This is a genomic window from Litoreibacter sp. (genome assembly GCF_039974535.1).
GTDB lineage: Bacteria > Pseudomonadota > Alphaproteobacteria > Rhodobacterales > Rhodobacteraceae > Litoreibacter.
On record NZ_JBDWIU010000014.1, the window covers coordinates 84,754 to 106,629 of the forward strand.

Consider the following 21,876-nt stretch of genomic DNA (forward strand, 5'->3'; position numbering starts at 1 on the left):
TCAATACACCGGCGGGGCAATAACCCAGATCACCACGGCGGGGTCTGAGTATGGGTTCATCCATCGAAACGGCTCACCACGGATGCGGAAGCTATCACCAACATCCAAAGTGAAAACTGTCCCGTCGATCGATAGGTCGAGCCTTCCAGACACAACGTAACCCACTTCCTGAGTTGGGCGACTTACGGGCTCAGTTATTTGGCTATTGGGCTCAAACGTCGAATGGACAACCTCAAAATCGTCCGTCAGGTCGGGGGACAAAAGCTCCTCGGTCAATCCTGCCTCTCGCGACCCAATGGGACGGCGCGACTTTGCTCGCACAATGAAACCTTGCTCATGTGCCTCGGCGGTTGTTTGGCGAAACAGGCTCGAGACCGAAACGTTCAGCGCCCTTGCTATTTGGCGCAAATCGGTGATCGACGGCTCTGAAAGGTCCCGCTCCACTTGGCTTAACCAGCCGACAGAGCGGCCCAATATTTCTGACAACTCCGTCAACTTCATCCCGCGCGCCTTTCGCAACGCACGAAGATCAGCGCCTAGGGTAACGGATTGACTTGGTTGCTTTTGTAACATGTGGCCCAATTGAAGTTCGTGAAATTATCATCTTTTTTTTCACCAAAATACAAATCGGTTGAGTCGTGCAAGAAAAATCACACGTAGAGATCAAGATTTCTGAAAGGTGGCCTCTAGGATATTTGCCAACTGGTCGGCATCTTCGCGCGTGAAAGCATCCGGTTGATCACTATCGATGTCGAACACGGCAATAAGCTGGCCCCCTTCGCCCCAAACAGGCAACACCAATTCTGAGCGTGTCGAGGACGCACAAGCAATATGCCCCGGAAATGCTTCGACATCTGGCACCAATTGAGTTTCCTGCAAGCGAGCAGCCGCGCCACAAACACCCCGCGAAAACGGGATAACCAGACATCCATGACCGCCCTGATAGGGGCCGATTTTCAACAATTCAGGCTCTACTACACGGTAAAATCCCGTCCAGTTGAACCGCACGTCCGCATGGTGAACCTCGCAAGCGACAGTGGCCATAAGGGACACGGCATCATCCTCGCCCTCGACCAAAGCCGCGACGGTTTTCGCAAGTAAGGGGTAATCAACCATCAGACCCGCTCAATCGCGATTGCCGTACCTTCACCGCCGCCAATACAAATCGCAGCGACACCACGCTTAAGTCCACGGGTTTCCAGCGCATTAAATAGCGTCACTATGATCCGCGCCCCAGAGGCCCCTATGGGGTGACCCAAAGCGCAAGCCCCGCCATTTACATTAACCACGTCGCGGTCCAGCCCCATTTCATGCATGAAGGCCATGGGGACGACGGCGAAGGCCTCGTTTACCTCCCATAAATCCACATCAGAGATGCTCCAACCGATACGATCCAATAACTTACGCGCTGCTGGGACAGGTGCTGTTGTGAACAACGCCGGTGCTTGAGCATGGTTTGCATGTCCAACAATACGGGCACGTGGTCTTAACCCTTGTGCCTCAATCCCCGCCTCAGAGGCCATAACGAGCGCGGCCGCCCCATCAGAAATGGACGATGAATTCGCAGCAGTAACCGTACCACCCTCGCGAAAAGCAGGCTTAAGCAGCGGAATTTTTTCAGGCCGCGCTTTCGCAGGCTGCTCGTCCTGGGTCACGGTGAACGGTCTACGCCCGCCAACCTCAACAGCGGATATCTCCTTGGCAAATGCATCGCTTTCCTGAGCGGCCAATGCATTGGACAATGACCGCAAAGCAAATTCATCCTGCGCCTCGCGGGTGAACTGAAAAGCCTCCGCGCAGTCTTCAGCGAACGTGCCCATGAGACGCCCCTTATCGTAGGCGTCTTCCAACCCGTCCAGAAACATCGAATCCTGCACCGCTTGATGCCCAATACGCGCCCCGCCCCGCATTTTGGGAAGCAAATAAGGGGCGTTCGTCATGCTTTCCATACCACCGGCGACCATCGTTTGAGTATGCCCTAAGGACAGTTGGTCAAACGCCATCATCGCAGCCTGCATGCCGGAGCCGCACATTTTGTTCAACGTCGTCGCTGGAACCTCTTCACCAAGCCCCGCAGCAAAGCCGGCTTGCCGCGCAGGGGCTTGCCCCTGACCTGCAGGCAGAACGCAGCCCATCAAGACCTCATCTACAGTGTCTAATCCCGACTGCTTTAACGCGGCCTTGATCGCTGAACCGCCCAATTGGGAAGCCTCAACGTCGTCAAACGCACCTTGAAACCCGCCCATTGGGGTTCGGCTGGCACCCGTGATAAATACGGACATTTTGAAACACCTTTGCTGTTAGCGACGTTAATCTGAATACCGATTGGTAACCTTTGGGGTCTAGTTCATTTCCTGAATAGAGCAGGAGAACGGACCATGATGCAAGCTACCCAAACCTCAAACGGCGTCCTCGTCCTGACGTTAGACGCGAACCGGATCGACGCAGCCTGCGCCGTTCATATGAAGGACGAGTTTCGCGAGCATACCAATGGTCACGAAGGACGGGTAGTGATGGACCTGTCTTCAGTCAAATTTATGGATAGTAGCGGTTTGGGCGCGATGGTGGCTGCGCTGAAACTACTCAAGGGGCGCAAGCTTGAACTATGTAGCCTCACAGCAGCCGTCGACAAAGTCTTCCGTATGACAAGAATGGACAACGTCTTTGACATCCATACAGATGTTCTAACTGCGTTATCAGAAGAAGGCCCCAAAGGCGCCGATGCTGCGTGAACAGTTCAGCACTGATGCAACGTAGTTTCGGCGCACCACGTTTACAACTTGAAGACACTATAAACGCGGATCCACTGTCAATCCGTGATGCCACCGTTGAAATAATGGCCAGATTGACAAGCGAATTCCCCACACATTCAGAAGGGATTATCAGCACTGAAATCGTTTTGGCCGAAGTGTTAAACAATATCGCGGAGCATAGTTATGACGACTCAAATCTTGGAGACATCAAGATTTCAGCCCTATGTACTGACGACCTGATTTCAATTGAAACAAGGGATTACGGCATACCAATGCCTGGTCTCACCCCACCAAAAACGGAACTAGAAGAGATACCAATGGACATCGAAGATCTGCCAGAGGGCGGATTCGGTTGGTTTTTCATCCGAAGCCTATCGTCACATATGGAGTATCGGCGGGTCGGTACGCAGAACATTTTCTGCGTACAAATTGCGACAACCTCAGAGAACATTCCTGACACTGCACCCTAAGTCACTATTCACGAATTTGTGTTAACATAAAATAACCACAATTCGTCCGCGGTGAAGTCACAATCAGGGGTGATGACGGTCTTGTAGCTGCAGAGCTTCACTCGGCGTCGCGTTTATCAGCCCCCACCCAGATGCGCGGCGCCGAGGACTAACCTTCCCTCATCTCCCATAGACATTCTCACGATGCGATCTATCTTCATGCGAAGCACTCGGATTCTATGGAGCCAAATATGCGCGACTTCCAACACCCCGGACGATCAACAGTCATCTCAATCAATGGAATGTGCGCCACCTCCCACCCTTTGGCGGCGAAGGTTGCGGTCCAAATCCTAGAGGCAGGTGGAAACGCCGTAGATGCCGCTATAGCGGGAGCGGTGTTGCTAGGCATTTGCGAGCCTCAGATGACGGGAATTGGAGGCGACTGCTTTGCCTTGATTCAAAAAGACGGTGACGCAGATGCAATCGCGTTAAACGGCTCGGGGAGATCCCCCATTGGTCTATCAGCCTCAGGCATGCGCGAACGTGGCCTAAAATCTGTTCCGGAATACACCGTCGAAGCAATCACCATACCTGGCGCAATTGATGCATTCTGCAAGCTCAGCAAAGATCACGGCAAGCTTGGGTTGAAAGCCATTCTTGCCCCAGCCATCTACTACGCTGAAGCAGGGGTGCCGGTTGCGGCACGAACCAGCTTTGATTGGAAGCTTGCGGAAAACATCCCTCAAGGTGCCGCAAGAAAACACTATTTGATCAATGGCGAAGCTCCAAATGAGGGGCAGGTATTCCGCTCACCCGCCCAAGCGGAAGTCCTTAAGCGCATTTCCGAGTTTGGCCGTGAAGGCTTTTATGAAGGCGAAGTCGCGGAAGACATGGTGGCATCCCTGCAAGCTGCCGGCGGATGTCACACGCTGGAAGATTTCGCCAACACCGCAAGCGAATACACAGCACCAATTTCAGGCGAATACAAAGGCACGGAATTGGTGGAGCATCCGCCGAACGGTCAAGGCGCGACTGCCATTTTGATGAACAACATGCTCAATCAATTCAATGTGCAGTCATTGGAGCCCTTTGGTGCCAAACGCGTTCATATCGAAGCCGAAGTGGCAAAACTAGCCTACGACGCCCGCAATAGATTCTTGGCCGATGCAGATCATGCGACTCGCACCGACTACTTGCTTGCCCAAAGCACCGCAGACAAATTGGCAGCCCTTATTGATCCGTCAAAAGCAATGGCGAACCCAACCACGCTGTCCGAGCAGGTTCATAAAGACACCGTCTACATAACCGTTGTGGACAAGGACCGGATGTCAGTTTCGTTAATCTATTCCATCTTCCACAGTTTCGGATCGGGCATTGCGTCCGACAAATTCGGCATCCTTTTTCAAAACCGCGGGTGCGGTTTCACATTGGAGCAAGGCCACCCCAATGAAGCCGCTGGCGGGAAACGTCCCATGCATACGATCATCCCAGGCATGCTGCGCCAAGGTGGCAATGTGATAATGCCGTTTGGCGTGATGGGTGGCGCATATCAACCAAATGGTCATGCCAGATTTTTAAGCAATTTGGTGGATTTCGACATGAGCCCACAAGATGCCATTGACGCGCCAAGGTCCTTCTTTGATGCCGGAGAGCTACGGGTCGAGCGCGGCTACTCCGATCAGATTCGCCAAGAGTTAAGCGACATGGGCCACAATGTTGTCGTACCTGCAGGTCCAATTGGCGGGGCACAAGCGATCTTTATCGATCGCAAAAACGGCGTCCTACACGGGGCGTCAGATCCTAGAAAGGACGGCTGTGCGCTTGGCTACTAATTGAAGTCGAACTGCAGTGGATATTTTCCACGGCCATCATAGGTGCCGAACATCGCATCAAGGTCGGGGTGCTCGATCGGCTCGCCGGTCGGGTCCGCGTCCAAGTTTTGCTCCGACACGTAAGCCACATAATAGCTTTCGTCATTCTCTGCCAGCAGGTGGTAGAAGGGCTGATCGCGATGTGGGCGGCTGTCTTTGGGGATATTGTGATACCACTCTTCAGTGTTTGAAAACTCCGCATCCACGTCAAAAATCACCCCTCTGAAGGGGTGCTTCTTGTGGCGCACAATTTGGCCCAAGGTGAATTTCGCCTGAGTTTTCAGCATATCGTTGCAACCTTTACACCTCGTAGATAGACCCATGACAGGTGATTTGTCCATGTTTTGACATTCGATTTCGAGGAAACAGTCTGTGAACATATTTCTTACGGTCCTAGAAGTTGTAGCCCCAGTGTTCATCCTTGCAGCGATTGGTTTCACGTGGGTGAAACTAGGCTTTGATTACCGAATTGAGTTTGTCACGCGGCTGGCAATGACATTGTCAGTTCCCTGCCTAATCTTTGCCGCCTTGATGAAAACCCAGATCGCGCCGGATGCGTTGACCGCTGTTTCATTGGCTGCGATTTCCGCCTACGGGCTTGTAACTATTTGCTGTTATCTGCTCGTCAAACTTGGGCGCATGGACCTTCGAGCCTATCTTGCACCACTCATTTTCGGCAACACAGGTAACCTTGGCCTTCCCCTTGCCCTGTTCGCCTTTGGAGATGAAGGGCTTGGCTACGCGGTCGTCATCTTCGCCATTATGGCGATCTATTCTTTCACCATTGGCGTGTGGCTTGTGTCTGGTGGTGGCTCGTTGATCAAAGTGTTCAAAGAACCGCTTGTAGCGGCAACTTTGTTGGGCGCGTTATTCATGGTCATGGATTGGGAAACGCCAAACTTTGTAACCAACTCCATCGACTTGATCGGCCAAATGGCCATTCCCATGATGTTGATTACTTTGGGCGTTGCCGTCGCGAGGCTTAAGCCGAGAGGTGTAGGTAGGGCCATCGTCATCTCCATACTCAAGGCCTGTATCTGCATTGCCGCCGCGACCCTAGCTGGCGTCTGGTTTGAACTGTCAGCAATCCCGTTTGCCGTGCTCATATTGCAGCTTTCCACCCCCGTCGCCGTGACCTCATATCTTCTTGCGGTGAAGTATGAGGCCGATAGCGAAGTCGTGGCAGGCCTTGTGGTCGTCTCGACCCTGTTATCTGTGGGCTACATACCGCTCACATTGGCGTTTTTGATCTAAATACCGCGATTGTGTGATTTGCGCGATTGTTGAAATTGCGCTAACAATTGGAAAAGCCAAAGAGGCATAAAGCCCAAAGCAAGGCGAGCAGGTATCATGAAGAAAATATTCACCGCGTTAGCGTTTGTTCTACTCGTGGCCGCATGTGGCGGCGGGGGTGGTAAACCACCTCGAAACTTGGACAACGCGTGTTCTATCGTTTCCCAGCGATCTGGTTGGCTGAAGAGCATGAAGACCGTCGAGCGTAAATGGGGCATCCCAGTTCATGTTCAGATGGCAACCATCCATCAGGAAAGCAAGTTTGTCAGCGATGCGCGAACCCCCTTCCGCTACGCTATTGGCGTAATCCCCTTAGGGCGTCAAAGCTCTGCTTTCGGGTTTAGTCAGGCACTTGATGCGACTTGGAAGGAATACCAGAAAGACCAACGACGCTTTAGCGCCAAACGCGATCGCTTCAGTGACGCCGTGGACTTCATGGGGTGGTATATGGATGCTAGCGCAGACCGCTTGGGCATTTCCAAGTTCGACGCGCGCAATCAGTACCTTGCATACCACGAAGGACGCACAGGCTTTGCTCGAGGATCATACAACAAGAAGCCTTGGCTAATTCGTGTATCGGCCTCAGTAGCTGACCGTGCCGACATGTACCGCAATCAACTGAGACAATGCGGGAAGGCGTAGGGGCTTAATCAAGCCCCCTCGCGCTTATTTCCTGTGGGATACTGAAGGGGCGTGCACCGATTTTCACGCCCTTTTGCAAGTCACCCAAAATCACGGTGGTTTCACTCCCTGCGTCGTTGGTTATGACCCACTGACGCAACTCAACTGGGTTTGACGTGAATTTCAATTGGATATTGCCGTATTCGGGATGCTTAGGATCTTGAACCTTCACAACCGTTGCCGTGCCGTCATCGCGGTGACCGACAACCATGTTGGATCTGCTGAAGTCTACATTCTTTGCCAAGATCAAGCTCAGCGGTGTCCGCCTTAGCGGGAACTGCTCTGGGGGCAAATTGGACTTCGGATCAAATACCGCCACCTGCTGACCACCCGCGATCACAAGGCTATTGTCAGGTGCTGCGTAGTCGAAACGAACCCGACCGGGTCGCTTAATCAGAATTTCGCCTGTGGTGACGGAACCATCCCCATTGATCTGGGTGAAGTCCCCTTTCGCCGTTTGAAAGCTGTTGAGGTAGTTCGAGATTTCCCCGAGCGAAATTTTCTCAGCCATAGCTGGCACCGCCAAAGCGAGCGACAGAACAGGGGCAAGGATCATTTGTTTCATCATCATAGCCTTAAAATAAGTGATGGGCCGAGAGGTTTAAACCCTCGACCCATCACGAAGCTGAAACACAGCGCAATATTGCGCATGAGTTAATGTTGTTCGGGCACCAAAATCTCGCGTTTTCCGACGTGGTTGGCCTGCGAGACAACGCCTTCTTCTTCCATCTGCTCCACAAGACGTGCGGCCTTGTTGTAACCGATAGCCAACTTACGTTGGATGTAAGACGTGGAGCATTTGCGATCCTTCAAGACGATCTGAACTGCAGTGTCATACAATGCGTCTTCGCCATCCGTATTTCCACCAAGACCAAGAACCTGATCGATATCGCTGGATTTTTCCTCTGACGGACCTTCCACAACGCCCGACATGTAGGTCGGTGGCCCGAAGGACTTGAGGTGGTTCACAATCTCTTCGACTTCTTCATCCGACACGAACGGCCCGTGGATACGCGTGATCTTGGAGCCACCCGCCATGTAAAGCATATCGCCCATACCCAGCAGTTGCTCCGCGCCCATTTCACCAAGGATCGTGCGGCTATCGATTTTCGAGGTCACTTGGAACGAAATCCGCGTTGGAAAGTTCGCCTTAATCGTACCGGTGATAACATCCACCGACGGACGCTGCGTAGCCATAATCAAGTGGATGCCTGACGCACGCGCCATCTGAGCAAGGCGTTGAATGCAGGCTTCGATTTCTTTACCCGCGACCATCATCAAGTCGGCCATCTCGTCCACCACAACCACGATATATGGCATGGTTTCAGGCTGGAACTCTTCTGTCTCAAAGATCGGCTCGCCGGTGTCGTCATCAAAACCGGTTTGAACTGTGCGCGAGAACATCTCGCCCTTAGCAAGCGCGTCTTTCACGCGGCTGTTGTAGCCGTCGATGTTACGAACGCCCATTTTGGACATCTTGCGGTAGCGTTCTTCCATCTCGCCGACGGTCCACTTCAGGGCCACAACCGCCTTTTTAGGGTCAGTCACAACAGGGGACAGAAGGTGCGGAATGCCGTCATAAACGCTGAGTTCCAGCATTTTAGGGTCGATCATGATCAAGCGACACTCTTCCGGCGTCAGCTTGTAGAGCAGCGACAGAATCATCGTGTTAATCGCAACCGACTTACCCGAACCCGTCGTACCGGCAATCAACAAGTGGGGCATCTTGGCAAGGTTGGCCACGATAGGGTCACCGCCGATGTCCTTACCCAGAGCCAACGGCAGCTTTTGATTGCCATCGCCAAAGTCACGCGCTGCGAGGATTTCACGAAGAACAACCATCTCGCGTTTCTCATTGGGAAGCTCGATACCGATGACAGTCCGGCCCGGAACTGTTGATACACGTGCGGACAAGGCCGACATGGAGCGCGCAATATCGTCCGACAGCCCCATCACACGAGAGGCCTTCAAGCCGGGAGCAGGCTCCAACTCATACATGGTGACAACTGGGCCGGGGCGAACCGATACGATTTCACCCTTCACGCCGTAGTCGTCCAAAACGGCCTCTAGCATGCGTGCGTTTTCTTCCAAGGCTTCGTCGCTGAGGATATGACGCTCAACCGTGCCTTCGCTTGTCAGCAGGTTCAGTGGTGGAAGCTCAAATTGAGATGCATTGTCTTCGAATTGCAATGCTGGTTGCGCTTCAGCTGCCGCTCGTTTGGACGGGGCAACTGGCTTGCGCACAGGTTGTTGCACAACGGGCTTGGTCAATGGCGCGCTTACACGTTGCATCATAGGGGCTGAAACAGGCGACACAGGTGCTACGGGCATCTCTGGTGCCCCGAGAATCGGCTCAATCAACTCGTCTTCTTGGCCGTATGCCTCTTGAACATATTCTGGCTGTTGCTCGCGCAAAACCGGCTCGATACGCAACGGCTCTGGACCACGGCCACGGGTGAGAGATGGCTCCGGTCGACCAATCGTATCATCCGAATATTCCAACGGCTTTGTCCGGCGCCCTCGGTTCTTGATCACATCCGAAATTTTAGACTTAATACGGTCATCTGGGTCCACATCGTCGTGAATAACCGCAGGCTCGTCGTCATATTCTTCGTCCACCTCACGCGGCTTTAGGCCCGGTAAGCGTGCCAAAAGGCTCGGCTTGGCAACCGGTTGCTCGACCTCAATCTGCGGCTCCATAGCCGGTTGTGACGAATGCACAATCGGAGTGCGGCGCAAAGACGGCCCCGCAATCGGAGCGTCGGCATCTTGATAGGCATAAGTCTCAGCAGCAGCCGTCAGGCGCGCTTCTTTGCGTTGAATGCGCAAGTCATTGGCTTTCGCCGCCGCAAGGGCCGCACCTTTGCCGGTAGACCCAAGCAATTTCATGACGCTGGCGTAAGTGAGAATAACGCCAATGAGCATGAACCGTACGACTGCGTTTATTTCAACCCGAGTGAAACCCAGCACGAACAAGCCCAAAAAGGCTGTTCCGAAGAACACGAGGAATGCCAGAATTTTTAGGCCGAAAGTGGCGCTAATGGGGGTGACACCCAAGATAGCCCCAAGCACCGTATCTCCAAACAGACCACCGAGGCCAAAGGAGTGTGTCCACTCGCTAACAGGAACATGGGTAGATGCGTAAACCGAGGCCAAAGCAATCGCCAAGGGCGCGAAAATAAGACGGCCAACCGCACGTTCTTCGCCGCGGTGCATTACAAAGCGAATACCCCAAACGATTGAAACAATTGGAATTGCCCATGCGCCAAACCCGACGATAATAAACAATGGGCTCGCAAGATACGCCCCAATGCGGCCCAACCAGTTTTTGGCAGGCTCATCGGTGGCGGACATCCAGCTTGGATCTTCCGGCACATAGGACAACAACAGCATAGCCACCAAGACGCCCAACGCCAGCAAGCCGAAGCCGAAGAGCTCTTTGCCCCGCTTCTCGATCGCTGCTTGCATGTCGCTGTCCAAAAATGGATCGCGTGGCCTTGCCTGATACGCCATAATTACTTCCTCACCTTCAACCGTAGATGCAGCTCTTGAGGCGAATTAACCCCGGCTGCAATTCGTTCATTGGGGCAACCAAAGCCACCCGGATATATTGGTCACCAGGGTTCGTCCCCTGATAGTCGCGGCCCAAATAGGCGCCCGGCAAAACCTTGACGCCCTCTTGGGTCCATAAACGCTTTGTGGCCTCTTCACCGTTCTTGACGGGGAGCCACAGGAAAAATCCCGCTTCGGGCGATTTGAAACCATCAATCTCGCCAAACAATGTATCGCTGTAGTCCAGCTTCTCGCGGTAAAGGACGCGGTTCGCCTCGACGTGACCTTCATCGCCCCAGAGCTTTTCTGCAGCTCGTTGCAATGGCAGTGGAAGAGGCGCGCCAGCATAAGCCCGCAGTGCTTTCATATGTTTGATGTTCTCAGGCCCGCTTGCAGCAAATCCGGAACGCAAACCTGCAAGGTTCGATCGCTTGGACAACGAGTTAAACAGCACAACGCGTTCGGGATCGTGGCCTTTGGCTGCGGTCAGTGCACCCGTCGGGACCACACCGCGGTAGATCTCAGAATAGCACTCATCCGCGAAAATCTTGAAGTCGTATTTCTCGGCCAAAGCCAATAAATCGGCCCAGTATTCAGGTGATGCCACTGCGCCCTGCGGGTTCGATGGTGAGCACAGATAAGCTATGGCCGTACGGTTCAACACATCTTCGGGCATTGAGGCAAAATCGGGAAGGAAGCCTGTATCCAGCGTCGCAGGCACATAAATCGGTTCAGCACCTACGGCCAAAGAAGCCACGGAATACACTTGATAGAACGGATTTGGCATCAACACGACCGGTTTGCCGTTCTTACCCTCTGGGCACAAAGCCATGGCGGAATTGAACAGACCTTCCCGTGTACCGTTCAAAGACAATACTTGGGTCGCCGCGTCGACCTTCACGTTATACCGAAATAAAATCCAGTCCGAGATTGCAGACAGCAATTCCGGCGCGCCGTCATTTGGCGGGTATCCACCAAAACCTGCTGCGTTCTCAACGATGATGTCGGTGATCCACTGGGGAAACGGATGAAGAGGGGAGCCAATTGTCATGTCCACAGGCTCTCCGCCCGGCTCTAAACCAGCGAGAAGTGACCGCAAACGCGGAAATGCATATGGTGGCAGGTTCGAAAACCGCTCTGGAAAGGTCATTGGGACCTACTTTTACTGCCTCAAGGATCGGGATCATTAACGCCCCGTTTCCTCTAAGCTAACCCAAGGACCGGCACATCGTCCAGAAAAAGGACCATGAATTCAGCATTGTGGTGATAGGTCTGTGACTTTTTGGCCCTTTAATCCAATGCGCCCTCTGCCGCTGCGCACAACCGAAGCAACCGTTCCTCGGAATTTGGCGCCCCAAGGAACATGATACCCGTCGATGGCAAACCCGTTGGCAGTGTTATCCCAGCCGACCCCATGAGGTTCCCAACACGGGTATTGCGCAAGGCCAACAAGTTTTCGGTGACATAGTAATCACTGTCAGTCAAAAGCCGCTCCATGTTTGGAGGCATAATGGGGGATGTGGGCAGGATAACCGCGTCAAATCCGGAAATACGTTCCTCCCATATAGTTTTTAACACCTCCAGTTCACGCCAGCTCGCGATAAAATCAGGCGCACTCACATCTGCCCCGGAACGGAACCGTTCGAGAATTTCTGGGAACATCTTGGATGGATTCGCCTCGATTTCATCTTTCCAAACGCCATACCCCTCTGGTGCGAAAAGCTTTCCTGTCAATGACATAGCTTGCACGACTTCAGGCGCGTCCACATGCTCAATTATTGCACCTGCCGCCTTTAAGCGCTCTACCGCGCTGTCGAAGCCTGCTTTTGGCTGTGGTCGAATATCGTCGAATGCAATTGTGTCGAGGATCATCAGGCGTGTGCCTTCAAGAGAGACTCCAGAAAGATCAGCCGATTTCCCGCCCTCCAATGCCGCCAAAAGATAGGCCGCATCTTCCACCGAACGCGTCAACGGGCCGACGGTATCGAAACTTGGGCATAACGGTACGGTGCCCTTTACGGGCACACGTTTGATCGTGGTCTTGAGTCCCACGAGATCATTCCATGCCGCCGGAATACGGACCGAACCGCCCGTATCAGTCCCGATCCCTGCCGCAGCAAGCCCAAAGGCCACAGAAGCCGCTGCTCCCGACGAAGACCCGCCCGAAACCGCTGATACATCATTCACGCAAGGAGATGTTGCGGTGACAGGATTTAATCCCAAGCCGGAAAACGCCAATTCCGACATGTGGGTTTTACCCAAACACACAGTGCCCGCTTGCGTTGCGTTAACTAAAACTTCTGCATCCGTGTCGGGCACTCGGCCTTTCAGCAACGCGCTTCCGCCTTCGGTGGCCACACCAACCGTATCGAACAGGTCCTTCCACGAAATGGGAACCCCATCCAGCAACCCATGCCTTTGCCCGATATCAGCGCGCGCCTTCGCGGCTGTGGCTTCCGCCAAGGCGCGATCCTTTGTCAGGCGCGCGTAGACGCGGTCGGAAAATTCATGTGACTGTGCGGCTTCAAGATACACTTGTGTCAACTCAACGGGATCGATCTCCCCCGCACCAATCGCACGACCCAGGTCACATGCAGTCATCAGCAGCCATTTACTCGACATTCGTTCATCCTTGCTTTGATCCAGAGAGAGGGTAGCGGCACCACAACGCATGGACAATGCTATCTTTTCTCCCCTATTTGGGTGTATGGAATTTGACAGCGAAATCGCAATAGTTGGCGGCGGACTAAATGGCAGCGCGCTTGCTATCGCTTTAGCTAGCGGCGGGTTGACCGTTACGCTTATCGACAGCCTTGATCCCGGGGCCATGAAAAACGATGGCTTTGATGGGCGGTCTTACGCCTTAGCGTTAGCATCCAAAAACCTGCTACGCGCAATCGGCGTTTGGGACGATGTCGCCCCACATGCGCAACCCATGCTAGAGATCAAAGTCACCGACGGCCGAGCGGGCGAAGGCCCCTCGCCATTTTGGATGCATTTCGACCACGCCGAAATTGAAGAAGGCCCGATGGGGTTCATGGTCGAGGACCGCCACTTGCGCCAAACCTTTTTGGCGAAAATAGCAGCGGATGACCGCATCACCCACCTGACACCTGATACCGTAATTGCGCAAGCTGCCGACGCCACTGGCGCCAGCCTAACGCTGGCCTCAGGTAAGACCATCCGAAGCAGGCTTATGATTGGGTCTGATGGTCGCCGAAGCGGTGTTGCAGAGCGCGCCGAGATTGGCCGCGACTTCAAGGATTACGGGCAAACCGCACTTGTTGCCGCCATTGGCCACGACCTCCCCCACAACGGCATCGCGCATCAGTTCTTCATGCCCGCTGGCCCGTTGGCCATTTTGCCTTTGACTGGCAACCGAAGCTCGATCGTGTGGGCCGAAACACATGACCGTGCGCAGCAATTGTCGGACCTAGACGACGCCGCGTTTATTGAAGCACTGCGTCCGGCATTTGGCGACTTCCTTGGTGATATCCAACTGGCTGGTGCGCGCTTCTCTTATCCGCTGAATTTGACCTTGGCCAAGGCGCTCACGGCTCAACGGCTAGCACTGGTTGGCGATGCCGCCCACGGTGTTCACCCAATTGCGGGCCAAGGTCTGAACCTTGGGTTGCGCGATGTTGGAGCCTTAGCGGAAGTGGTCGTCGATGCACGTAGGCGTGGCGAGGACATCGGGACCGACGCCGTTCTAGATCGTTATGCGCAATGGCGGCGCTTTGACACCACGACGCTGGCAATGGCTACGAACAGCTTCAACGGTTTGTTCTCAAACGATAACCCGTTGCTACGCGCTGGTCGCGACATTGGTATGGGGGTGGTAAACGCCTTTCCCGCGCTGCGTCGCAACTTCATCCGCGAGGCCGCTGGCCTTACCGGTGATTTGCCCCGCCTCCTGCAAGGACGCCCGCTTTAATCGAGCTTGCGCGCCTCATCGACCAACATAATCGGGATACCCCCACGAATGGGGAAGGCCAGCTTGGCGCCCTTAGACACCAACTCCTGCTTTTCGGCGTCATAGGCCAAGGTTCCCTGCGAGATTGGGCATACCAAGCCTTCGAGCATATGGCGTTCGCATTTTGGGTCGGTCATTGGACAATCTCCTCAGCCGAGCCACCGCGCAGGGAAAACTCGATCAGTGTCATAAGCGTTTCGCGCCGTGTGATCAGTGACGGCGCTTCGAGCAAGGCCTGCTTTTCCTCGGGTTCAAACGGGCAAAGCATGGAGAGCGAGTTGATCAACATCTCGGCCTCCGCTTCTTTCATCCCGTCCCAGTCGGTTTTCAGGTCGTGGGCGTCAAAGAACTTCTTCAACTCAACCATAAAAGCGGGGCGGTCAAAGGACGGGTCACTTTCAGCCGCACCGACATCGCGCTCGAACCCCGCCCAGCTGGCTTTGACTCGGCGATAGGGTTGAAAACCCTCCACCTCCTCCAAAATGCGGAAGCGAGAGATGCCAGCCAATGTGACCATGTATCTTCCATCATCTGTCTCGGAGAACTGAGTGATCCGGCCAACACATCCGATGGCGTGCAACTGTTCATCCCCATTCGCATCCATATGCGGCTGGATCATGCCAATAAGCCGCTGCGATGTCTTGAGAACGTCTTCGAACATCTGAAGATAGCGCGGTTCAAACAGTTGGAGTGGCAACCTTGCCCGAGGCAACAGTAAAGCGCCGGGCAAGGGGAAAACCGGGATCATTTCGGGAAGGTCGCCGTGGCTTATCATACCCATACTATATCCCGCTAAGTCTATTAGACAAAGATCATCGAAGACAGTTTACGACGACCATTCAGCACAATCGGATCTTCTGCTTTCAACGCGTCAAATACCATGAAAAGCTGAGTTTTCGCGGCACCATCGTTCCATTCGCGGTCACGGCGGAACAATTCAAGCAAATGATCAACCGCGCCCTGCGCGTCATCAGCCGCGTGCAAAGCCACGGCCAAATCAAGCCGCGCTTGATGGTTGTCTGGGTCAGCATCAAGCGCCGATTGCAACTCGGCAGCAGGACCAGTTTCGGCAGCTTGCTGCAACAACTCCAACTGCGCACGAACCGCCTCAATCTCTGGCAGGCCGTTCAGCTCTTCTGGCGCGTTGGCAAGCAATTCAACAGCTTGGTCCAATTCGTCCAGCGCCAGATGCGCACGGATTAGGCCGGCGTATGCGGCTGGGTTGTTCGGCTCTTCACCCAAAATCGCTGCAAAGGTCTGGGCCGCGTCGGACGCCTCGCCCTCTTCAAGCATGGCTTCCGCAGCGGCAATTGCCTCGCCCAACCCGTCGTCTACTTCACCACCGGATTCGGCGATCAGCTTATCGATGAACCCTTTGATCTCGCTGGCGGGCAGCGCACCTTGGAACGCATCAATCGGCTTGCCTTTGTAGAAGGCATAGACCGTGGGGATGGATTGGATTTGCAATTGGCCCGCGATCTGCTGGTTTTGGTCTACGTCGACCTTAACCATTTTCACGGCACCCTTGGCGTCCTTAACGCCCGCCTCCAAAGCAGGCCCCAGCGTTTTGCATGGGCCGCACCAAGGCGCCCAAAAGTCTACGATCACTGGTACTTCGTGGCTGGCCTCGATGACATCAACCATGAAGGTTGCTTCGCTGGAGTCTTTGATCAGATCGTTATCACCTGCGGGAATGCCGCCTACATTCATTTCGAGCATGATGTTGTCCTTGGAGTTAGGGCTTAGTTGACCCGTATATGTGCGCTCTTTGCTCAAAGATCAAATGTCGCGAACACTGGGGCGTGATCGGATGGCTTTTCCCAACCGCGCGCGTGACGAACAACACGCGAGGAATGACCCGAGGCGGCGATGTCAGACGTGGCCCAGACGTGGTCTAGGCGACGGCCTTTATCAGCAGCGTCCCAGTCTTTTGCGCGGTAGGACCACCATGAATAGAGCAAGCCATCGGGGATGTCGTTTCGGGTCACATCTGCCCAGCCACCTGCATCCATCACCTCGTAGAAGTGCTCGACCTCAATCGGGGTGTGGCTGACAACCTTGAGCAGCTTTTTGTGCGACCAGACGTCATCCTCACGCGGGGCAATGTTCAAATCCCCCACCAGAATGGATTTGGTGGGGGTATCAGCATGAAACTCGTCGCGCAGCTCGGTCAGGTAGTCCAGCTTGTTGCCAAACTTCTCGTTCACTTCACGGTCAGGCACATCGCCGCCCGCAGGAATGTAGTGGTTGTGGATCGTCACCCCATTCTCAAGCCGCCCAGCAATGTGGCGCGCGTGGCCAAGGTTGGCGTAGTCCTTCATGCCTGCCTCAACCATTGGCAGACGCGACAAGATGGCCACGCCGTTGTAGCCCTTTTGGCCGTTGGCAACCATGTGGGTGTAGCCAAGCTCACGAAACCCCTCGAGCGGAATCTTATCCACGGGGCTTTTGCACTCTTGAAGGCACAAAACATCAGGGGCCTCCTCGCGAAGAAGCTTTAGAACCAACTCCTCACGCAGACGGACTGAGTTGATATTCCAAGTGGCGAGGGTAAAGGGCATGAGGCGTCTCCGGTTTGACTTAAGCCCAGATTAGTCCGAGGCTCCACTCAGCACCACAAGGAAACGCCTGATGTCGCTATTTGCCGCAAACCGGAACTTTCGTCTGCTGTTTTCCGCAACAGCCGTATCGAATTTAGGTGATGGGATATCGGCCCTAGCCTTCCCGTGGCTTGCCACTTTGATCACCCGCGATCCGTTGTTAATCGCAGCAGTCGCCGCCGCGACGCGCCTTCCATGGTTATTGTTTTCCCTTCCCGCTGGGGTAATCACCGACAGAATGGATAGGCGACGACTTATGGTCGGCACTGATGTCCTACGGATGATTTTGACCGTGGGCGTCATTGGCCTAATCCTAAACGCCCCGCCTATGCCGTTGGCAGACAACGCAGCCCACGCCCTTCCTTTGATCATTGGACTATGCTCTGCCGCGTTCTTGCTTGGCAGCGCCGAGGTCGTGCGCGACAACGCCGCGCAAACCGCCCTACCTTCCGTCGTTGATGACCGCGACCTAGAGCGTGCCAACGGCCAATTGTGGAGCATAGAGCAGATCATGGGGCAGTTTATCGGCCCACCTGTTGCTGGGCTGCTTATCGCGCTAGCTGTCCCTGCCCCATTCCTAGTAGATGCCGCGACATTCGGCATTGCGGCTTTCCTGATTTGGCAAATTGCAATGCTGCCTAAGGTTCACGTCCAACAAACCCACGGGTTTTGGCAACAAATGAAAGAGGGTGCTGATTGGATGCGCGGCCATCCGCTGATCTTGCGGTTGGCCTTAATGCTGGGCGTTCTCAACTTCGTCACAATGATGAGCGCCACAATGTTGGTGCTGCTATCGCAAGAGATTATGGGACTTGATGCGGCAGGCCACGGGCTGCTGCTAACCGCCGGTGCTGCGGGTGGTGTCCTTGGGGGAATGTTTGGCCCCAAACTCGTGGCAAGGTGCGGGGCGCAAGCATGCGTCATTGGATCCTTAGCCCTGTTTCCATTTCCCTTCATCATTCTAGCGCTCACGTCCAACCCCTGGATCGCTGGGCTCGCGTTATTTTTAGAAATGGCGGGTGGCATGACATGGAATGTGGTCACCGTTTCCTTGCGCCAAAGGCTAATTCCCGATGCGCTTTTGGGGCGGGTGAATTCGATTTATCGTTTCTTTGGATGGGGCTCGATCCCACTTGGCGCGTTGTTTGCCGGAATTCTTGTGACCACTTTAGAAGGCAGCATGGGGCGTGAAGCTGCTTTGCGGGTGCCTTACCTGTTCGGAGCAATGGTATGCGTCGGGTTAGCGGTTTTCGGCACAGCCACCCTGAAACTTCCCAACTCTGGATCTGGCGGTTAGGCAAAAAAAATGCCCGGGCAAAAGCCCGGGCCAGTTCAACAGGGAGAATACCGCAACATAACCCCGTCGCGGTCAGGGGAACTGTACTTAGGATTGAACCCTACGAATTCAACTTATAGCCACCAGATTCGGTCACAAGAAGGCGCGCATTTGACGGATCTGGTTCTATTTTTTGACGCAGACGGTAAATATGCGTCTCAAGCGTGTGAGTTGTGACGCCAGCATTGTAGCCCCAAACCTCGTGCAAGAGAACGTCGCGGGCCACCACGCCATCAGTTGAGCGGTACAGGAACTTCAGAATATTCGTCTCTTTTTCGGTCAGACGGATTTTCTTTTCATCCTCAGTGATCAGCATCTTCATAGCTGGCTTGAAGGTATACGGTCCAAGCTGGAACACAGCATCTTCGGATTGCTCGTGCTGACGCAATTGGGCGCGGATACGGGCCAGAAGGACCGGAAATTTGAACGGTTTAGAGACATAGTCATTCGCACCAGCATCAAGGCCCAAAATGGTGTCAGCGTCGCTATCGTGGCCCGTCAGCATCAAAACGGGGCATTTAACGCCTTGTTTGCGCATTAGGCGACATAGCTCACGGCCATCTGTGTCTGGCAGACCGACGTCCAAGACAACAAGATCGTAAATCGCCTCTTTCGCCTTCAGCATGGCGTCAGCGCCGTTGCCAGCTTCGAACACGTCGAAATCTTCGGTCATCACCAACTGTTCAGAGAGCGCTTCACGCAGGTCCTCATCATCGTCAACCAACAGGATTTTTTTCAATGTAGACATGGCTTAGTTTCCTCTCTTGTTGGTTACAAGATGTGCGTTGCTGCAACTGTAGACAACTCACGGCGCCGTTATTCACAGCCTCGTGTCACAATGAGGGAGTTTTGTTTCAACTTCCCCACGTATCGCGTAGAACTGTCCTAACTTTGTTACAAGATTGAGACCAAAATGCTGGCACCTGACACAATAGAACTCACCGCAAGAGCCCGCGCCGACCTTCGCATGGGCGTTCCCGTCGTTATCGGATCCTCCCTTGTATTGGCCGCCGAGACCTTAAGTAGTGCGCGCCTTAAGGCGTTACAGATAGCTGGCACGCCCTTAGTACTTGCGATTACCGATTGGCGGGCACGTACATTAAAAGCCCGTCCATATGATACAGACTTAGCAAGAATCATCCTGCCAATGGATGCTCCTGTGGAATGGGTTGCCTCCATTGCGGATCCCGCCGGCGATTTAAATGTCCCAATGAAGGGGCCGTTGCAGACACGGAGAGATGGCTCCGCAACAGATTCGCGCCTTGCAATCCAGCTTGCCAAAGACGCCCAGCTCCTGCCTGCCGCCGTGATTGCGGAATTAGATGCCCCTCAGGAGTATGCGGCCAAATATTGCCTGACAATCCTTGATGCGGATGCCTTGGCACATAGCTTTGAGAACTCCAGTCCACTTTCCCCGTTGATCAGCGCCCGCTTGCCTCTCGAAGTCAGCGAAGCTGGGCGGTTACACGTCTTTCGGCCTGAAGACGGCGGAGAGGAGCATTATGCTGTCGAGATCGGCCAACCCTCCCGATCGACGCCAGTGCTGTCCCGTCTCCATTCCGCGTGTCTAACCGGAGATATTCTAGGATCGTTGAAATGCGATTGCGGCCCACAACTTCGAGGCGCATTGAGCCAAATGGGGTCAGAAGGCCACGGCATACTTCTATATCTCAACCAAGAAGGTCGCGGAATCGGATTGGCAAACAAAATGCGTGCCTACTCCTTGCAGGACCAAGGCTTTGACACAGTCGAGGCAAACCACCGCCTAGGCTTTGAGGATGATGAGCGTGACTTTCGCATCGGTGCCGGAATCCTTAAGTTGATGGGTTTCAGCCAAATCCGCTTGATGACAAACAACCCAGCCAAGATTGCTATGCTGGAGGCTAACGGGCTTGAGGTGACAGAACGCGTCCCTCTGAAGGTCGGCGAAACCTGCCACAACACGAACTACCTAGCCACCAAGGCCGCCAAGTCAGGGCATCTTTTGTGAGTACAGACGATCTGGTTGTCACACGGTGGGGCACAAGATTTATGGGCAGGACTTTCCCATCCAGTATTGGGAAAGGTGGGCTCTCTGATCAGAAGCGCGAAGGGGATGGTGCAACGCCAATTGGCGAACACCGCATTGTGGGGATGTTATATCGACCCGATAGAATAGCCCCCCCTGCAAGTTGGGCGATACCAATTGGGCCACAAGACCTATGGTCTGACGACCCGTCAGACGCCGCCTACAACCAGATGGTCAAAACACCATATGATCACAGCCACGAAGCGCTGCGCCGGGCGGATCCACTTTATGATTTGGTCATGCTGACAGACTGGAACTACCCAGTATCCATCCCCGGCGCGGGGTCCGCAATCTTCATTCACCGTTGGCGAAAGCCTCGCCACCCGACCGAGGGGTGCGTGGCGTTTTCGCCCCATAACTTAACTTGGATCGCAAGTCGCGTAGAAATTGGTACTCGGGTGGTCATTGCCCCTTAGACGGAACTCGCTCGCCAAATATGGCTGACCCGACCCGCACATGGCTTGCTCCTTGAGCGATTGCCATCTCGAAGTCGCTGCTCATGCCCATGCTCAATTCCTTGAGGTCGTTATCCTCGGCAAGTTGGCGCAATCTTGCAAAATGTATCGATGGGTCTTCGGACACCGGTGGGATGCACATCAGGCCGATGACAGGCAAATCCAATCTGCGGCACTCTGCAACGAAGGCACCGGCATCGTCTGGAGCAACACCAGCCTTTTGCGGCTCATTTCCGGTATTCACTTGAATGAACAGCTTTGGGCAATACCCCACCTCATCGCGCATTGCGGCTATCCGTTTGGCAAGCTTAAGACGGTCGAGTGTGTGGAAGACGTCAAACAATTCCATCGCTTGGCGTACCTTATTGGTTTGCAACGGCCCAAGCAGGTGAAGCTCAACACCATCATATCTGCTCCGGAAGCCTGGCCATTTCCCCGCCGCCTCCTGAACGCGGTTCTCACCAAAGATACGGTGCCCTTCTTGAAGCACCGCTTCGACACGCTCATCAGGTTGAACCTTTGAGACCGCGATCAGATGCGTGGAGCCCTTCGGCCGCCCGCTTCGTGCTTCCTCTGCGGAAATGCGGTCTTTGATATCGGATAGGGACATTGCGGGCTCCAGAGTTTGTCGCCCTCTATCCAACATAGACCCGCACAAAAGAAAAGAGCGGGCCTAAGCCCGCTCTCTCTAAATCGATTGGTAATTGGTAGAGCTTAGAAGCTCAGGCCAAGACCCAAGGATACAGTTTGGTTGTCGCCAGTGATAGTTGTGCGAGCAGCGTTGAATGTGTCGCCTTCACCGTAACCGAAGTGTACAACTGCGCCGCCGCCGAGGTCGTAAGCTG

The 21,876-nt window shown here is 54.2% G+C and carries 23 protein-coding genes; 9 read left to right on the forward strand and 14 right to left on the reverse strand.

Features of this window, described 5'->3' with window-relative positions; all coding sequences use genetic code 11:
- From ABJN86_RS16385 to ABJN86_RS16395, 3 genes are all read right to left on the reverse strand, one after another.
- Complete coding sequence (locus tag ABJN86_RS16385; protein ID WP_348367819.1) at positions 1–573, reverse strand: XRE family transcriptional regulator; 573 nt, start codon at positions 571–573, stop codon at positions 1–3.
- Between the two features lie 90 nt (positions 574–663).
- Positions 664–1,119: a GAF domain-containing protein gene (locus ABJN86_RS16390; protein ID WP_348367841.1), complete on the reverse strand. Its 456-nt coding sequence runs from the start codon at positions 1,117–1,119 to the stop codon at positions 664–666.
- Positions 1,116–2,282 (reverse strand): acetyl-CoA C-acyltransferase, encoded by a 1,167-nt coding sequence (locus tag ABJN86_RS16395; RefSeq protein WP_348367820.1) that lies wholly within the window; start codon positions 2,280–2,282, stop codon positions 1,116–1,118. Before ABJN86_RS16395 ends, ABJN86_RS16390 begins: the two co-directional genes overlap by 4 nt.
- Before the next feature lie 96 nt (positions 2,283–2,378).
- On the opposite strand from ABJN86_RS16395, the gene ABJN86_RS16400 reads away from it, so the two are divergent.
- The 3 genes from ABJN86_RS16400 (at position 2,379) to ABJN86_RS16410 (ending at position 5,034) form a co-directional block, all read left to right on the forward strand.
- The gene (locus ABJN86_RS16400; RefSeq protein WP_348367821.1) at positions 2,379–2,732 is read left to right on the forward strand and encodes an STAS domain-containing protein; all 354 of its coding nucleotides are present in this window, start codon (positions 2,379–2,381) and stop codon (positions 2,730–2,732) included.
- A complete protein-coding gene (locus ABJN86_RS16405) occupies positions 2,729–3,223 on the forward strand; it encodes an ATP-binding protein (RefSeq protein WP_348367822.1) in 495 nt (164 codons plus the stop codon). Before ABJN86_RS16400 ends, ABJN86_RS16405 begins: the two co-directional genes overlap by 4 nt.
- A 230-nt stretch (positions 3,224–3,453) precedes the next feature.
- Positions 3,454–5,034, forward strand: a complete 1,581-nt coding sequence (locus ABJN86_RS16410; protein ID WP_348367823.1) for a gamma-glutamyltransferase family protein — start codon at positions 3,454–3,456, stop codon at positions 5,032–5,034.
- Here the strand turns inward: ABJN86_RS16410 and hspQ are convergent.
- Positions 5,031–5,360, reverse strand: a complete 330-nt coding sequence (hspQ, locus tag ABJN86_RS16415; protein WP_348367824.1) for a heat shock protein HspQ — start codon at positions 5,358–5,360, stop codon at positions 5,031–5,033. The two genes, ABJN86_RS16410 and hspQ, sit on opposite strands and share 4 nt — an antisense overlap.
- Positions 5,361–5,445: 85 nt before the next feature.
- Between hspQ and ABJN86_RS16420 the strand changes: the two genes are divergently transcribed.
- On the forward strand, positions 5,446–6,327 hold the full coding sequence (locus ABJN86_RS16420) for an AEC family transporter (RefSeq protein ID WP_348367825.1): 882 nt from the start codon (positions 5,446–5,448) through the stop codon (positions 6,325–6,327).
- A gap of 96 nt (positions 6,328–6,423) precedes the next feature.
- Entirely contained in the window at positions 6,424–7,008 is a 585-nt protein-coding gene (locus ABJN86_RS16425) for a lytic transglycosylase (protein ID WP_348367826.1), read from the forward strand.
- Positions 7,009–7,012: 4 nt separating this feature from the next.
- On the opposite strand, the gene ABJN86_RS16430 is transcribed toward ABJN86_RS16425, so the two are convergent.
- The 4 genes from ABJN86_RS16430 to ABJN86_RS16445 all read right to left on the reverse strand — a co-directional run bounded on the left by ABJN86_RS16430 (position 7,013) and on the right by ABJN86_RS16445 (position 13,221).
- Complete coding sequence (locus ABJN86_RS16430) at positions 7,013–7,618, reverse strand: outer membrane lipoprotein carrier protein LolA (RefSeq protein WP_348367827.1); 606 nt, start codon at positions 7,616–7,618, stop codon at positions 7,013–7,015.
- Positions 7,619–7,701: 83 nt separating this feature from the next.
- The gene (locus tag ABJN86_RS16435; RefSeq protein WP_348367828.1) at positions 7,702–10,560 is read right to left on the reverse strand and encodes a DNA translocase FtsK 4TM domain-containing protein; all 2,859 of its coding nucleotides are present in this window, start codon (positions 10,558–10,560) and stop codon (positions 7,702–7,704) included.
- 16 nt (positions 10,561–10,576) lie between these two features.
- Positions 10,577–11,749: an aminotransferase class I/II-fold pyridoxal phosphate-dependent enzyme gene (locus tag ABJN86_RS16440; RefSeq protein WP_348367829.1), complete on the reverse strand. Its 1,173-nt coding sequence runs from the start codon at positions 11,747–11,749 to the stop codon at positions 10,577–10,579.
- Between the two features lie 140 nt (positions 11,750–11,889).
- On the reverse strand, positions 11,890–13,221 hold the full coding sequence (locus tag ABJN86_RS16445) for an amidase family protein (protein ID WP_348367830.1): 1,332 nt from the start codon (positions 13,219–13,221) through the stop codon (positions 11,890–11,892).
- Positions 13,222–13,306: 85 nt separating this feature from the next.
- Between ABJN86_RS16445 and ABJN86_RS16450 the strand changes: the two genes are divergently transcribed.
- Complete coding sequence (locus tag ABJN86_RS16450) at positions 13,307–14,533, forward strand: UbiH/UbiF/VisC/COQ6 family ubiquinone biosynthesis hydroxylase (RefSeq protein WP_348367831.1); 1,227 nt, start codon at positions 13,307–13,309, stop codon at positions 14,531–14,533.
- On the opposite strand, the gene ABJN86_RS16455 is transcribed toward ABJN86_RS16450, so the two are convergent.
- From ABJN86_RS16455 to ABJN86_RS16470, 4 genes are read right to left on the reverse strand one after another with little or no spacing between them, the layout of a single operon-like run.
- Complete coding sequence (locus ABJN86_RS16455; protein WP_348367832.1) at positions 14,530–14,709, reverse strand: Trm112 family protein; 180 nt, start codon at positions 14,707–14,709, stop codon at positions 14,530–14,532. The genes ABJN86_RS16450 and ABJN86_RS16455 overlap by 4 nt on opposite strands.
- Entirely contained in the window at positions 14,706–15,347 is a 642-nt protein-coding gene (locus ABJN86_RS16460; protein WP_348367842.1) for an LON peptidase substrate-binding domain-containing protein, read from the reverse strand. The genes ABJN86_RS16455 and ABJN86_RS16460 overlap by 4 nt, the downstream gene beginning before the upstream one ends.
- A 26-nt stretch (positions 15,348–15,373) precedes the next feature.
- Positions 15,374–16,291: a thioredoxin gene (gene trxA / locus ABJN86_RS16465; protein ID WP_348367833.1), complete on the reverse strand. Its 918-nt coding sequence runs from the start codon at positions 16,289–16,291 to the stop codon at positions 15,374–15,376.
- 53 nt (positions 16,292–16,344) lie between these two features.
- The gene (locus ABJN86_RS16470; RefSeq protein ID WP_348367834.1) at positions 16,345–17,133 is read right to left on the reverse strand and encodes an exodeoxyribonuclease III; all 789 of its coding nucleotides are present in this window, start codon (positions 17,131–17,133) and stop codon (positions 16,345–16,347) included.
- 70 nt (positions 17,134–17,203) lie between these two features.
- On the opposite strand from ABJN86_RS16470, the gene ABJN86_RS16475 reads away from it, so the two are divergent.
- Positions 17,204–18,469, forward strand: a complete 1,266-nt coding sequence (locus ABJN86_RS16475; RefSeq protein ID WP_348367835.1) for an MFS transporter — start codon at positions 17,204–17,206, stop codon at positions 18,467–18,469.
- A gap of 100 nt (positions 18,470–18,569) precedes the next feature.
- Here ABJN86_RS16475 and ABJN86_RS16480 read toward each other — a convergent pair whose 3' ends face one another.
- Positions 18,570–19,256 (reverse strand): response regulator transcription factor, encoded by a 687-nt coding sequence (locus ABJN86_RS16480; protein WP_348367836.1) that lies wholly within the window; start codon positions 19,254–19,256, stop codon positions 18,570–18,572.
- 165 nt (positions 19,257–19,421) lie between these two features.
- Here ABJN86_RS16480 and ribA point away from each other — a divergent pair, with 165 nt between their 5' ends.
- Complete coding sequence (gene ribA / locus ABJN86_RS16485) at positions 19,422–20,498, forward strand: GTP cyclohydrolase II (RefSeq protein ID WP_348367837.1); 1,077 nt, start codon at positions 19,422–19,424, stop codon at positions 20,496–20,498.
- On the forward strand, positions 20,495–20,992 hold the full coding sequence (locus tag ABJN86_RS16490; RefSeq protein ID WP_348367838.1) for a L,D-transpeptidase family protein: 498 nt from the start codon (positions 20,495–20,497) through the stop codon (positions 20,990–20,992). The genes ribA and ABJN86_RS16490 overlap by 4 nt, the downstream gene beginning before the upstream one ends.
- Here the strand turns inward: ABJN86_RS16490 and ABJN86_RS16495 are convergent.
- Positions 20,979–21,641 carry a YggS family pyridoxal phosphate-dependent enzyme gene (locus tag ABJN86_RS16495; protein WP_348367839.1) on the reverse strand — a complete coding sequence of 221 codons (663 nt, stop codon included), beginning with the start codon at positions 21,639–21,641 and terminating at the stop codon, positions 20,979–20,981. The two genes, ABJN86_RS16490 and ABJN86_RS16495, sit on opposite strands and share 14 nt — an antisense overlap.
- Positions 21,642–21,876: the final 235 nt, after the last annotated feature.